The sequence below is a fragment of the Halomonas sp. N3-2A genome, assembly GCF_002216165.1.
Taxonomy (GTDB): Bacteria; Pseudomonadota; Gammaproteobacteria; order Pseudomonadales; family Halomonadaceae; genus Vreelandella.
Genome location: NZ_CP022286.1, coordinates 3,924,675 through 3,938,635, shown reverse-complemented (window position 1 = coordinate 3,938,635; position 13,961 = coordinate 3,924,675). Strand labels below are relative to the sequence as shown.

Here is a 13,961-nt window from a genome sequence, read left to right as displayed (position 1 = left end):
TTATACCTCCTGGAGCTTGAGTGCTTTCTTCTCGAGACCCGCGAGCAGCATTTGCTGCCAGCTGCCGTGCTGGTTGACGTAGAGTCCCTCATGGGTGAACTCGGTTCCGGTGATCACCGGTTTAATCCCGAGCACCTGGCTGTTGTGGGTCTCGCCGTACTCCCAGCACTGGTAGCCCCGGGAAATGTCATTCCACTCAGTGGCCCGCGCTTCGAAGCCACGCTGTTGCTCACGGAACTCCACCAGATCATCGGGGGTCCCCATGCCAGAGACATTGAAGAAGTCCTCAAACTGGCGGATACGATTCTCGCGATCAGCATCGGACTCGCCTTTCACGCCCAAACAGAGGCTGATCACTTCCGTCTTGTTCCAAGCCACCGGGCGCACGATGCGCAGCTGGGAACTGATCTGATCCATGAAAAACAGGCTGGGGTAGATGTTCAGGTTACGCAGGCGGTGCATGGTCCACTCAGCACGCTCCTGGGGGAGCTGCTCTAGTAGGCGCGGCATCACCGCAGCGTAACCAGGGCGTACCTGGGGGTTAGGCATGTCACTGAACAACAGGCTGTGGCCGTTATTGAAGGAGAACCAACCATCGTCGGTATCTTTGTCGCCAGCACCTAGCTTGCTGTAATCGAGGGTGTCGCCACTGCTACCCTTCTGTTGGGCTTCCAGCTCACGGCGGTGCTGTACGGTGGAAACGTAGTTATAGTGCACAGTGCTGACGTGATAGCCATCCAGACCGTTCTCGTTCTGCAGCTTCCAATTGGCGTTAAAGGTGTAACGGGACTCACCGGGCAGCACTTCCAGCTCACCATCCTTCGCCTGCTCGACCATCATGTCGAAGAACAGCGTGGTGTCACCGAGGAACTCCTTGAGACTGACGGTGGATTCTGTGTCCAGACTAATAAAGACGAAGCCACGGTAGCTTTCGATGCGCGCCTGGCTCAGGCCACGGCTGGCCTTGTCGAAGTCTTCGGGATATTCGCTCGGCGCCTTGACCTTGACCAGGCGGCCATCGGACTTGTAGCACCAGGCGTGGAACGGGCAGGTGAAGGTGGACTGGTTGCCCTTGCCAACCCGGGTCAGGGTGGCCCCACGGTGCTGGCAGGTGTTGGCCAGCGCGCGCAGCTCTCCCTTGCCATCACGAGTGATGATCATCGGCTGACGGCCAGCCTGCATGGTAATAAAGTCGTTCTTATTGGGAATTTGGCTTTCGTGGCAGGCGAAGATCCACTGCTTTTCGAAGATGAGTTCCATTTCGAGATCGAACAGCGCCCGATCGGTGAACATGTCACGAGAAACCCTAAAAACGCCTTCATCAGGACGGAAGTCGATACAACTCTCGACGAAAGCCTGCCAGTCGGAGGGGGAGCGATATGCAGTCATGGGTCGTTACCTTTTTATTACTTATGAGGTACGTCTAACCCTAGAGGCTTCCCCCAGCCTTCACTATGCAGTTCTTGGAGGAACACTATGCACTTTTTTGCTCATCCTCCGAGAGCAGTACAGATCGGCGCCAATGCTCACCCAAGTAGTTCTTGTCTATTTAATCGTCGCAACAATGTCCTAGAAACTGTGCCCTAGAAACTGTGTCCTAGAAATAATGTTCTAGAAACAGTGCCCTAGAAAAGCACCTAAACGCTTCTATGAAACAGTTACACTAGTATAAAGATAACTACGAAAGGCCTTAACATGACGCTACCGCTTTACCTTGGTCTGCCCATGTGGGCCAATCAGGATTGGCTAGGCACTCTCTATCCAAGGCATGCCAAAACTGACCTTTTAAGCGATTATGCGGCGGTCTTTTCAAGCGTTGAGGGCAACACAACGTTTTATAGCGGCGCACCAAAGGCAGAAACGGTGGCCGCGTGGGCGCGGCAAACACCGCCTCATTTTCGTTTCTGCTTTAAACTTCCTGCCACAGTCACCCATGACCAGCGTTTAACCCAGCCAGAAAATGCCTGGGCGTTTCTCGAAGCACTCACGCCACTGCATGATCGCCTTGGTCCTACCATGGTTCAGCTACCACGTGATTTTGGCCCTTCGGAGCTGCCACAACTAGAAGCACTACTTGCTCAATGGCCGACCCACTTGCCTTGCGCAGTTGAGGTACGCCACCCCGCTTTTTTCCTTAAAGGAGACGCTGAAAAAGCCCTGAACCGCTTGTTAATAACTTATTCAGCTAACCGCGTGATGCTCGATGTTCGCCCGGTGTTTTCAACACCCGCCAATGACCATCCTGGCCTAGCGCATGCTCAGCAAGAAAAGCCGAAACTCCCGCTACACGTGCTTTCCACAGCAAATTATCCAGTCATTCGCTTTATTGGCCATATTGACAAAACAATTAATAGGGACTACTTCAAGCCGTGGATAGACAGGCTCATCCTGTGGATAAGTCAGGGGAAAACCCCTTTCTTATTTGTGCATACTGCTGATAACCGAGCGTCACCAGAACTGGCGCGCTGTTTGTACCATGAAGTTCAACAACGCATCACTTTGCCAGCGCTTGCGTCATTCGCCGACGAGAAGCAGAGCCAACTGTTTTGACCGATCTTTTTAGGCTAACTGACTGGCAACCCCCACCACGATCGGATAAATTGCGCGTACTTTCGGAAAATAACGTTAGAACATTTCTCTTTTCCGAAAATCAGCACATTAGGCTTATAACGCCTTATTACAATTAACTAAACAGGTGATTTCATGGCAAAACTTGCACATGCACAGTGGTCATCGCGCATGGGGTTTGTGCTAGCGGCCGCTGGTTCAGCCGTTGGCCTTGGCAACATTTGGCGCTTTTCTTACATGGTGGGCGATAGTGGTGGGGCAGCTTTCGTGCTTGTCTACCTTGCTTGCGTAGCGTTGGTGGGCCTGCCCATATTGGTGGCTGAATGGATGATTGGTCGTCGTGGCCAGAAAAATCCAATCAACACTATGGCGGACCTAGCAGCCGATCATGGTAAATCCAAGGCGTGGGCGTTAATCGGGGTGAGCGGCGTATTAGCGGCGTTCCTGATTCTGTCTTTTTACAGCGTCATTGGGGGCTGGTCGCTGAACTACACCCTCAGTTCAGTCATTGGTACGTTTAACGGCCAAGATGCTGATGCGATTAGTGGCCTTTTTGGCGGCATGCTGGCTAGCCCGACGACCCTGCTGCTTTGGCATACTGCCTTTATGGTGCTCGTCATTGGTATCGTCGCACGTGGCGTAACCAAGGGCCTTGAGAGCGCAGCACGGTTGCTGATGCCTGCTCTGGTGGTATTAATGCTGATACTGGTGGGCTACGGCATGACCAGCGGCTATTTTGGTGAAGCGCTAGCCTTTATGTTCAGCCCGAATTGGGATGCACTTGACGGCGGTGTTGTACTCGCCGCGATGGGACAAGCGTTCTTCACCCTATCGCTGGGTATGGGCATCATGATGGCCTACGGTTCCTACCTAGGCGAAGATGTTAATCTCATTAGCACGGCCCGCACGGTGATCATTCTTGATACGGTGATTGCACTGCTGGCGGGGCTGGCGATCTTCCCCATTGTGTTTGCTAATGGTCTCAGTGCTGGAGAAGGTCCAGGCTTGATCTTTGTCACGTTGCCATTGGCTTTCGGTAATATGGCTGGCGGTACAATTTTGGGCTTGATGTTTTTCTTACTGCTGACCTTTGCTGCCTTAACGTCAGCAATTTCCCTGCTGGAACCGACGGTAGAAATGCTTGAAGAGCGCACTGCAATGTCTCGCGTTACCGCCACGTTAGCAAGCGGGATTGGTGTCTGGGTACTGGGCGTCGCCGCATTGTTGTCGTTTAACGTGTGGTCTGAAGTGCTTTTCTTCGGCCTTAATATTTTTGATCTACTCGATACGTTTACCAGCAAGATCTTGCTGCCATTAACCGGGCTAGGGGCAATTATATTTGTTGCGTGGTGTTTGAAGCGTGACAGTGTAGAGGCTGAACTGGGGCTTTCGTCCACAGGCGTTAGCGTATGGAACGTCATCGCGCGCTTTATAGCGCCCGCAGGCGTTATTGCAGTGTTCGTCACAGGGCTACTCTAAGCCCTCACTGACAGTCAGCACTATTGAGCAGTACCGCCCTGTGCATGAGCGGGGCGGATCTGCTTCAACGTTCTACAATCCCTTAGGTATACTTTTTAAGCCTACCTTTTTAAGTGCACTCTTTAGTGCACTTTTTTAATGCAGTTCGCTCTCTTGCTGCTCGTCATCGTCTGGCATGGGGGCGATATCTCGCGATAGTTTCTGAAACTCCCGATGCAGCTCGATACCCCTACGCGCCCTTAGGCTACGCTGCGCGGCGCTGCGCCGACGCTCAACATGCTCATCCACTTCCATACTCATAAAGATGTCGAGCAGCTCGCTTTTTACCGAGGTGATTCGTTCGACGTTTCTCATAATCGACGTTCCTCCAGGTGAATATGCCTACGTCCACCTGCATCCGTGACGACTGTTTATTTAAATGATGCAGTGCGGCACTTCACTTCTTACTATAACCTACTTGACAAAATGATGACGAATCCAGCTGAAATGCCCTAACGGCGTTTAAACGCATGAGTCAATCGCATTTATACTGTGTCTGCATAAGTACTAAAGAGAATTTAAGGAGCTTAATGTGAGCCGCGCCCTGTTCGATGAAATGAGACGCCGCATGGAGCACTTTCGTCGCTCCGAGCAAAAGGTTGCGCGGTTCGTACTGCGCAACCCAGACGAGGTCATCCATATGCGGATTGTCGACCTCGCAACAGAGGCTAAAGTTAGCGAGCCCACCGTCGTGCGCTTCTGTCGCGCACTCGGCTGTAATGGGTTCCAGGACTTTAAACTCCAACTTGCCCAGATGCTGGCCAGTGGTAGTCAGTTTGCCCAGTTCTCTATGAACGATAGCGACTCGGTTGCCGAATTTTCCCACAGCATTTTCGACTCCACCGTGGGCACACTTTTATCGGTGCGCGACCGGCTTGATAATGATGCCCTCGGGCGTGCGGTCAACGCTCTCGCCATGGCAAACCGCGTTGAGTTCTATGGCTTTGGGGCCTCCGGTGCCGTAGCTTTCGATGCCCAGCACAAGTTCTTCCGCCTGCAGATATCGACCTCCGCTTATGCCGACCCGCATATGCAAAATATGTCGGCGGTCACGCTAAAAGAGGGTGATGTGGTGGTCGCCATCTCACAAACTGGCCGCACCAAAGCACTGGTCGCTAGCGTTCGCCTAGCGCGCGAAGCAGGCGCTACCGTTATTGGCCTGTGCCCGAGTGACTCACCGCTGGCTGGCGAAGTGAGTCTGCCGTTGTATATCGATGTGCATGAAGATACCGAAATCTACACGCCGCTTAGCTCACGAATCGCTCATTTGGTGCTTATCGACGTCCTCGCCGTTGGCGTTGCCAAAACGCGCGGCCCGAGGCTTGCTGAGCAGCTAAAAGCCGTCAAAAAGAGCCTGAATACGCTGCGTTACCCTGAAGAGCCGTAGCTGTCCATTCGACTGTATGCACAGCCAGTTCACTGGCTGTGCTAAACTGACCGCCCATTTTTCGAACCGGCAGCGGCTTATATGGACGACGTCACGGCGATACTTGATCAGCTTAACCCTGCCCAGCGCGAGGCAGTAAGCGCACCCCAGGGTAACTTACTGGTACTGGCGGGTGCCGGGTCCGGTAAAACCCGCGTGCTGGTTCATCGCATTGCTTGGCTAATGCAGGCCGAAGGGCTTTCGCCGTATGCCCTGCTGGCGGTCACGTTTACCAACAAGGCCGCGCGGGAAATGCGCACTCGTCTGGAAGCTCTGCTGAGCATCTCCATGCGCCATGTATGGGTTGGCACGTTTCACTCCATCGCCCATCGCCTACTGCGCACTCACTGGCAGGATGCTCGGCTGCCACAGCACTTCCAAATCATCGACTCCGATGACCAGTTACGGCTGGTAAAACGGATGCTCAAAGATTATTCCATCGATGATGAGCGCTTCCCGCCCCGCCAGGTGCAAGGCTTTATCTCTGGCTGCAAAGAGGAAGGCCTGCGCCCCCATCAAGTCAACGTGGACGGCGATGGTTATCTTGGCCAGATGGTAGAGCTTTATGAGCGCTACCAATTTATCTGCGAACGCGGCGGCCTAGTGGACTTCGGTGAACTGCTACTGCGCAGCCTAGAACTGTTGCGTGACAATCCGCCTTTGCTAAACCATTACCGCGAGCGCTTTGGTCATGTATTGGTCGATGAGTTTCAGGACACCAATACGCTGCAATACGCGTGGTTAAAACTACTCACTGGGCTACAAACACCGATGACCGCCGTCGGTGACGATGATCAGTCAATTTACGGTTGGCGTGGCGCCAAAGTGGAAAATATTCGCCGCTTTGAGGAGGAGTTTCCTAACACTCACACCGTACGCCTAGAGCAGAACTACCGCTCCACAAGCGCGATTCTGGAAGCCGCTAACACGCTGATCAGTCATAACAGCGAGCGGCTGGGTAAAAACCTATGGACTGACGGTGTCGAAGGCGACCCCATTTCTGTTTATGCCGGGTTTAACGACTTAGAAGAAGCCCGCTATATCGTCGATACCATCAAAGAAAAGGTCGATGAAGGGTTTAATCGCCGCGATGTTGCCATTCTTTACCGCTCCAATGCTCAATCGCGTTTACTGGAAGAGACGCTGATCCGCCAAGGCATGCCCTACCGTATTTACGGCGGGCACCGCTTCTATGAGCGCTTAGAGATCAAAAATGCCTTAGCTTATCTGCGCCTACTGCTTAATCGTGATGACGATGCCTCTTTGGAGCGCGTGATTAACGTACCTACCCGCGGGATAGGCACCCGTACGGTAGAAATTGTGCGCCATCGTGCCCGAGAACAAAGCATTTCTCTGTGGCAGGCGCTGCACGATGCCATTCAAGACGGCTCGCTAAAAGGCCGCGCAGCCAACGCGGTGCAGACATTTGCCAACCTCATTGAGCAATTAGACAACGATGCATCTGGCCTGCCGCTGCATGAAATTATCGACCACATCACCACGCATACCGGCCTGATCGAGCATCACAAGAGCGAGCGCGGCGAAAAAGGCCAAGCGCGCGTGGAAAACCTGGAAGAGCTGGTGACTGCTGCGCGCGCCTTTACCCACGGCGATGCCTTCGAAACCCCGGAAGCAGGCGAAGGTATGGCAGCGCTGGAAGCGTTTCTTTCCGAAGCGGCACTTAATGCGGGCGACCATGAAGCCGATGAATTTGAAGACAGCGTGCAGCTGATGACCCTGCACTCTGCTAAGGGCTTGGAGTTTCCCGTGGTGTTTATTGCCGGCGTTGAAGAGGGCCTATTTCCTCATAAAATGTCGATCGAAGAGCCAGGGCGGCTCGAAGAGGAAAGACGACTTTGCTATGTCGGCGTTACCCGCGCGATGCAGAAACTCTACCTGACCCATGCCGAAACCCGCCGCCTGCACGGCAAAGAAGTGTTCCCCAGGCCATCGCGCTTTCTACGTGAACTTCCGCCCCATCTGTTGGAAGAAGTCCGCCTACGCGGTCATATTTCCCGTCCCGTTACCGCCTCACGCTCAAGTTTTGCGCAACAGCGGGTTGAAAGCGACGGCGATCTACCTGCCCTGCATGTTGGCCAGCGGGTAATGCATCCAGTGTTTGGCGAAGGCATAATTTTAAACGCGGAAGGCGAAGGTGCCCGCGCCCGCGTACAGGTCAGCTTTGAAGGTGAAGGGGTGAAATGGCTCGTACTAGGGTTTGCCAAACTCACCCCACTTTGAGCGGTGTTAACGTAAGCGTAAAGCGGTAGGCGAGTACTTGCCCATTAAAACCTGCTTAGCGCATACTGGCTGATGGACACTGCGCTCACTGCGCATTAATAAAAAAACATCAGATAATTTCGGAGTTATGCCCGCCATGCAACGCCGCCAATTTCTAAAAACCGCCGGCTTCGGTGCCGCCGGTGTCGCTGCTGCGCCTTTTGTTTCCACTGCTAGCGCCAACGAAACCTACACCTGGGATATGGTGACCTCCTGGCCGAAAAACTTCCCAGCGCTTGGCACAGGTGCCAATGACTTCGCACGTCGGGTCGAGCAGCTCTCCAATGGCCGCATGCGCATACGTGTACACGGTGCGGGTGAGCTTGTGCCTGCACTTGAGGTGTTCGATGCGGTCGCTGCGGGTACCGCAGAGATGGGGCATTCCGCATCCTACTACTGGCGCGGCAAGGTCGCGGCCTCACAGTTTTTCACCGCGGTGCCGTTTGGCATGAACACAACCGAAATGAATGCGTGGCTGTATAACGGTGGTGGCCAGGAGCTGTGGGATGAGATCTACGCCAACCACAACCTGAAGCCTTTTGCGGTCGGTAATACCGGCACGCAAATGGGCGGCTGGTTCAAAAAAGAGATTAACTCTCTAGACGATATGCAGGGCCTAAAACTTCGCCTGCCAGGCCTTGCTGGCGAAGCGATGAACGGCATTGGTGTGAGTACCGTCACTATGGCGGGCTCAGAAATCTTCACCTCGCTGCAAACCGGCGCACTTGATGCAGCGGACTGGGTCGGGCCTTACAATGATATGGCGTTTGGCCTTCACCAAGTGGCAGATTACTACTACACCTCCGCCTGGAACGAGCCGTCAGCCGTGCTGGAAGGCACTATCAATTTAGACGCCTGGAATTCCCTGCCAGAAGATCTGCAAGACGTTATCCGTGAAGCCGCGCGAGCCTCTAATCTCGCCATGATCAGCGAATTTGCCTACCGTAACGCTCAGGCACTGGAAACGCTGGTCGATGAACATGGTGTTCAACTGCGCACCTTCCCGGAAGACGTGATGGCAGCACTGTATGAATCTTCAAAAGAGGCGATCCAACGCCAAGTAGACAATGACGAAGAGTCTCGCCGTGTTTATGACTCTTACTCAGCCTTCCAGAAATTACTGCGCCCATTCAGCGATGTCGGCGAATACGCCTACCTGAAAAACCGCGACAATGTCGGCGTCTAGGCATTTCGCCAACGTTTAGTAGCGACACAATAAAGGGCGCCTTGGCGCCCTTTTATGATGTTAATGGTCAACCAATCTCTCAGCTATGCACCGCACGGATACGCCCATTATCATCCAACGCTACCATCACAAAACGCGCTTCGGTCACTTTCTGCCGCTCTTCCAAATGGCGACCCTGAGGTGGACGCACCCATACCTCAACATCAATCTTAATCGAGCTATGGCCTATTTCCCGCACGCAGGTATAAACGCTCACCATTGAGCCCACACGTACCGGGCTTAAAAAATCCATCGCCTCAATCGCTACGGTCGCTGTGCGACCGCCTGCCTCTCGGCCCGCGGCCAGTTCGGCGGCTTGATCCATCTGATTGACTAACCAACCACCCGGAATATCACCATAGAGATTGGTATCTTGCCGAGAAGCCAGTAACTTTAAGGTGAGCTGCCCCTGCGGAGCAGGTACATCGTCCAAATCGGTGTCCAGCGGTGTCATAAGGTGGTCGCTTCAAAAGGTTATTGTTGTGATGTTGCTGCATCGCAATAGGCTGGTAATAGTTAATCACAAGAGGGGTGTCGTTTGAAGCGTTACAATTTACGACGTGTGAGTAAACATCAACTGCTACTGCTTCTGACTGGCTGGCTTTTAATGGCAGGCACGCTTGCCTGGGGGCAGCCAACCTCGGTGAGCGGCACGTTAGGTGCCGTCGGTTCTGACACCATGGCAGGCTTGGTGCTGCGCTGGGGCGAAGCCTTAAGCGCCCGCCACCCGGATATCAACCTGCAATTTCAGGCCGGCGGCTCAGCCAGCGCGCCAACTGCCTTAGTGGCAGGCACCACCCGCCTAGGGCCGATGTCACGCCCCATGACCCATGCAGAACGCCAGCAGTTTATTGACCGCTACGGTTACCCACCGCTTGAACTTCGAGTTGCGCGGGATGCATTAGTCGTGGCGGTACATCGCCATAACCCATTGGATACCCTGACACTCCAACAAGTCGATGCGATTTTTTCAACTAGCCTCGCTTGCGGTGCTCCCCACCCCATCCGGCGCTGGAGTACGCTGATCCCGGCGACGGATTGGCCCTATGGCCAAATAGCCCTGCATGGTCGTAACCTAGCGTCAGGTACTCATGGCCTCTTTCAGGCAAGAGCCCTGTGCGATGGCGAGTTCCGCCTAGATATCAGTGAACACCCAGGCTCATCGGCGGTCATTGCTGCGGTAGGAGAGTCCTTCAATGCCATGGGCTATGCAGGCTACAACCATTTAAATCCAATGGTGCGTGCACTGCGCCTAGTAGATGAATACGGCGCTGCCGTTGCGCCCAACGAACGCTCTATTCAGCAAGGAAAGTACCCATTATCACGCGATCTCTATCTTTACGTTAACCTGCCACCCGGCGAGTCATTGCCACCTGTGGAGCAAGCCTTTCTGACACTTATCTTTTCCGAAGAGGGCCAGCAGATTGTCAAAGCTGCAGGCTTTGTGCCGCTGCCCAATCACCTGCGTGATGCTCAGCGCCAACACCTGTGAACTGTCATTTAATTGTCATAAATAAACGATAGGGTAAGGAGACTTGACCATGCATGCTTATTTTCGTGATGGCTTTCGCTTTTCTATGATGTCGACATGACTCCTCCTCGGCTACCCTTCTCGCGTCAGCCGCTGCGCCATATACAAGACCGACTTGCTACCGGGCTTATCACCGCTGGTGGCATCGGTGTTTTGTTGGCAATTTTAGCGATTGGCGTGTTCCTTTTTTGGGAAACGCTACCCTTGCTCGCCTTTGGCGACACGTTCAGCCTCGCTAAACTCTCGCCCCTTGCCTGGGGAACATTAAAAGCGGCACTGGCGGCCATGCTATTCGCAACGCCTATTGCCCTGGGCGCAGCAATGTACTCTGCGCTATTTATGTCCGCACGGCTCCGTAGCCGTTTAAAGCCAACGCTTGAGCTGATGGAAGCGGTGCCTGGCGTGGTCATCGGTTTTATTGCTGGTTTATTACTCGCCCCCTGGGTGGAACGAAACCTGGCCAGTGCCTTGATGATCATTATTTGGCTACCTCTTAGCGCAGCCTTAGCGGGATATCTATGGTATCGGACGGCCGCCCACGTTCGTCAACGACTACCGCTTTCTTGGGCAGGCTTATGGCTGATCCCCTGGTTGGCTGGCATGGCTGTACTGGCTATATGGATTGCTCCCATCATTGAACAACACTGGCTTGGCGGCGACCTGCGACGCTTGCTGGATCAACGTTACGGTCTTGATTACGCCACTCGAAATGCATTGATTGTGGGCATTGCGATGGGATTTGCGGTGATTCCCAGTATTTATTCACTCGCAGAAGATGCACTTGCCGATGTGCCCCCTACCTTAATGGAAGGTGCTCAAGCGCTAGGCGCTAGCCGCTGGCAAGCACTGTGGAAAGTTGCCCTACCCACGGCAGGTCCTGGGGTCTTTTCAGCGGTGATGATTGGCGCTGGCCGCGCCGTGGGCGAAACCATGATTGTGTTAATGGCCAGCGGTAACACCGCGCTCTTGAGTGCCAGTCCGTTTGAAGGGCTACGTTCACTATCAGCCTCTATCGCCATTGAGCTTCCCGAGGCTTCACCAGGCGGGCTGACCTATCACTTACTGATACTGGCGGCGCTGGCCTTGTTCATTTTTACCTTTGTGGTGAACACACTGGCTGAAATTGTCAGACAGCGCTTGCGCCGACGCTATCAACGCTTAGGGAGCACACTCTAATGCGTTGGCAGCGGGCTGTTTTTGCAAACGTTGGTTTTTTAAAAATGAGCGGCAGCGGGCTCTGGCCTTGGCTTTGTGCTGCCTGCGTGGCGCTTTCGTTATTAATGTTGGCAGCATTATTAACGCTGCTGACGATTCGGGGGTTAGGCCATTTTTGGCCAGCGCCATTAGAGGAAGTTACCCTCAAGTCAGGCGATATCGTCATTGGGCAGCCAGTTCGTGAAACGACGCTGCCCAAAGGAGCAGGGGCAGAACGGCTCTATTTCACTGGTAATCAGGATGTTACAGGAAGCAACTGGCAGTGGATTGCCATTGATGAGATTAGCCAACAGGCCGAGCCAGCCGACCTTATCCGCTTAACGCGCACCCCATGGGGTGATTTTATAGGCCGTTTAATGACGCTGGAGAGTGGCGATCAACGGTTAACAGAACAAGCTGCCTGGGCCTTCATCCAGGATGCGCTTGCCTTGCCCGTTAACCAGCGGCCCCCTGGCACGTTAGTGCTAGCCACCGCCGATGGTCAAATACTTCGCCAGCCGCTGGCAAGTGTTACCTATTTTCAATCACCAAATGCCATGTCCTGGGGACAAAAAACCATCGCCTGGGGGCAGCGCATCTGGCAATTTCTGAGTGAAGGGCCACGCGCCGCAAATACTGGCGGAGGTGTCTGGCCAGCCATTTTTGGCACCGTCTTAATGGTCATTCTGATGTCAGTGATCGTTACTCCATTTGGGGTTCTCGCGGCTATTTACTTAAACGAAATCGCCCACCAAAACCGCTTAACACGCTTAGTTCGCATTGGCGTACGCAACCTGGCAGGCGTGCCTTCAATCGTTTATGGCGTGTTTGGCCTTGGGGTATTTGTATACGGAGTAGGCGGCTCTATCGACAGCTGGTTTTTTAGCGATGAACTGCCCTCACCCACATTTGGAACCGGCGGCCTTCTTTGGGCCTCGCTAACACTTGCCTTGCTCACGTTACCGGTAGTGATTGTCGCTACCGAAGAAGGGCTAGCACGCATACCTGATGCCCAGCGGGAAGGTGCCGTTGCGCTGGGTGCGACACGCTTGGAAATGTTAACGCGGGTGGTGTTACCCATGGCAACGCCCGCCATGCTAACGGGGATGATTTTAGCCGTCGCCAGAGCCGCAGGCGAAGTGGCGCCGCTAATGCTAGTGGGCGTCGCCAAGCTAGCCCCGCAAATGCCTGTAGATGGTGAGTTTCCCTACCTTCATCTAGAGCGCAAGTTTATGCACCTCGGCTATCATTTATTTGATACCGCCTTTCATGGTGAAGATGTGCAGGCCGCCATTCCGCTAGTTTTCGCCACTGCGCTGCTGCTGGTATTAATCGTACTCGTGCTTAATCTAACTGCCATATTTCTGCGTCATTATCTGAGGCGTCAGCGAGGAAACGAATGTTAGCGTCTTTATCGTCCAACAATGCGGCTCTCGCACCCGTGGCGCGTTTTTCTGCCGAACAGCGCTGCTTGAGCATTGCAAAGTTTCACCTCGCTTATGCGGGGAAAATGGCGTTGCGCGATCTAACATTAGACCTACCACGCCACCGTGTAACGGCCTTTATTGGCCCTTCAGGCTGTGGAAAGTCGACACTACTACGCGCGATTAACCGACTGCACGACCTTAATGAATCGGTAACACACAGTGGCCATATTCAGCTTGAAGGTCAGGATATTCATGCCCCGGACATGAATGTTACCGAGTTGCGACGGCGCGTTGGGATGGTGTTTCAAACACCCAACCCTTTCCCTATGTCGATTTATGAAAACGTGGCCTTTGGCCTGCGTTTACAGCAACGCTTACCCAAGCGGAAGCGGGACGACATTATCGAATGGGCACTGACATCGGCAGCACTGTGGGATGAGGTTAAAGACCGACTGCACCGGTCGGCCTGGCAGCTATCTGGCGGCCAGCAGCAGCGCTTGGTCATTGCTCGTACGCTTGCCGTACAGCCGGATGTACTGCTACTTGATGAACCAGCGTCAGCCTTAGACCCGATCTCAACGCTGAAAATTGAAGAGCTGATTCGTAACCTTAAATCACAGCTAACGCTAGTGCTGGTTACCCACAATATGCAGCAAGCCGCGCGGGTTTCTGACTACACGGCTTTTTTGCAGCACGGTGAACTCGTTGAGTACGGGCCAACGGATCAAGTGTTCACCAACCCGCGTTTACAACGCACCGAAAACTACATCACCGGCCGCATCACCTAGGCCC

12 protein-coding genes are annotated in these 13,961 nt (G+C 53.9%); 9 read left to right on the top strand and 3 right to left on the bottom strand.

Annotated elements, in window-relative coordinates; all coding sequences use genetic code 11:
- Positions 1 to 1,389 carry an anthranilate 1,2-dioxygenase large subunit gene (antA, locus tag CEK60_RS18385; RefSeq protein ID WP_089040221.1) on the bottom strand — a complete coding sequence of 463 codons (1,389 nt, stop codon included), beginning with the start codon at positions 1,387 to 1,389 and terminating at the stop codon, positions 1 to 3.
- Between the two features lie 306 nt (positions 1,390 to 1,695).
- On the opposite strand from antA, the gene CEK60_RS18380 reads away from it, so the two are divergent.
- Both CEK60_RS18380 and CEK60_RS18375 read left to right on the top strand, forming a co-directional pair.
- Positions 1,696 to 2,550, top strand: a complete 855-nt coding sequence (locus CEK60_RS18380) for a DUF72 domain-containing protein (protein ID WP_089040220.1) — start codon at positions 1,696 to 1,698, stop codon at positions 2,548 to 2,550.
- A 153-nt stretch (positions 2,551 to 2,703) separates the two neighbouring features.
- Positions 2,704 to 4,047, top strand: a complete 1,344-nt coding sequence (locus CEK60_RS18375) for a sodium-dependent transporter (protein ID WP_089040219.1) — start codon at positions 2,704 to 2,706, stop codon at positions 4,045 to 4,047.
- A gap of 135 nt (positions 4,048 to 4,182) precedes the next feature.
- On the opposite strand, the gene CEK60_RS18370 is transcribed toward CEK60_RS18375, so the two are convergent.
- Positions 4,183 to 4,401 (bottom strand): PA3496 family putative envelope integrity protein, encoded by a 219-nt coding sequence (locus tag CEK60_RS18370; RefSeq protein WP_089040218.1) that lies wholly within the window; start codon positions 4,399 to 4,401, stop codon positions 4,183 to 4,185.
- Between the two features lie 217 nt (positions 4,402 to 4,618).
- On the opposite strand from CEK60_RS18370, the gene hexR reads away from it, so the two are divergent.
- From hexR to CEK60_RS18355, 3 genes are all read left to right on the top strand, one after another.
- Positions 4,619 to 5,473 carry a transcriptional regulator HexR gene (hexR, locus tag CEK60_RS18365; RefSeq protein ID WP_089040217.1) on the top strand — a complete coding sequence of 285 codons (855 nt, stop codon included), beginning with the start codon at positions 4,619 to 4,621 and terminating at the stop codon, positions 5,471 to 5,473.
- 81 nt (positions 5,474 to 5,554) lie between these two features.
- A complete protein-coding gene (gene uvrD / locus CEK60_RS18360; protein ID WP_089040216.1) occupies positions 5,555 to 7,753 on the top strand; it encodes a DNA helicase II in 2,199 nt (732 codons plus the stop codon).
- A gap of 136 nt (positions 7,754 to 7,889) precedes the next feature.
- On the top strand, positions 7,890 to 8,978 hold the full coding sequence (locus CEK60_RS18355; protein WP_089040215.1) for a TRAP transporter substrate-binding protein: 1,089 nt from the start codon (positions 7,890 to 7,892) through the stop codon (positions 8,976 to 8,978).
- Positions 8,979 to 9,057: 79 nt separating this feature from the next.
- Here the strand turns inward: CEK60_RS18355 and CEK60_RS18350 are convergent, their stop codons facing one another.
- Complete coding sequence (locus tag CEK60_RS18350; protein WP_083007699.1) at positions 9,058 to 9,471, bottom strand: acyl-CoA thioesterase; 414 nt, start codon at positions 9,469 to 9,471, stop codon at positions 9,058 to 9,060.
- 84 nt (positions 9,472 to 9,555) lie between these two features.
- Here CEK60_RS18350 and CEK60_RS18345 point away from each other — a divergent pair, with 84 nt between their 5' ends.
- The 4 genes from CEK60_RS18345 (at position 9,556) to pstB (ending at position 13,957) form a co-directional block, all read left to right on the top strand.
- Positions 9,556 to 10,509, top strand: a complete 954-nt coding sequence (locus tag CEK60_RS18345; protein ID WP_089040214.1) for a PstS family phosphate ABC transporter substrate-binding protein — start codon at positions 9,556 to 9,558, stop codon at positions 10,507 to 10,509.
- Positions 10,510 to 10,605: 96 nt separating this feature from the next.
- Positions 10,606 to 11,724 carry an ABC transporter permease subunit gene (locus CEK60_RS18340; RefSeq protein WP_089040213.1) on the top strand — a complete coding sequence of 373 codons (1,119 nt, stop codon included), beginning with the start codon at positions 10,606 to 10,608 and terminating at the stop codon, positions 11,722 to 11,724.
- Positions 11,724 to 13,148 (top strand): phosphate ABC transporter permease PstA, encoded by a 1,425-nt coding sequence (pstA, locus tag CEK60_RS18335; RefSeq protein ID WP_089040212.1) that lies wholly within the window; start codon positions 11,724 to 11,726, stop codon positions 13,146 to 13,148. Before CEK60_RS18340 ends, pstA begins: the two co-directional genes overlap by 1 nt.
- Positions 13,142 to 13,957 (top strand): phosphate ABC transporter ATP-binding protein PstB, encoded by an 816-nt coding sequence (gene pstB / locus CEK60_RS18330; protein WP_089040211.1) that lies wholly within the window; start codon positions 13,142 to 13,144, stop codon positions 13,955 to 13,957. Before pstA ends, pstB begins: the two co-directional genes overlap by 7 nt.
- Positions 13,958 to 13,961 lie beyond the last annotated feature (4 nt).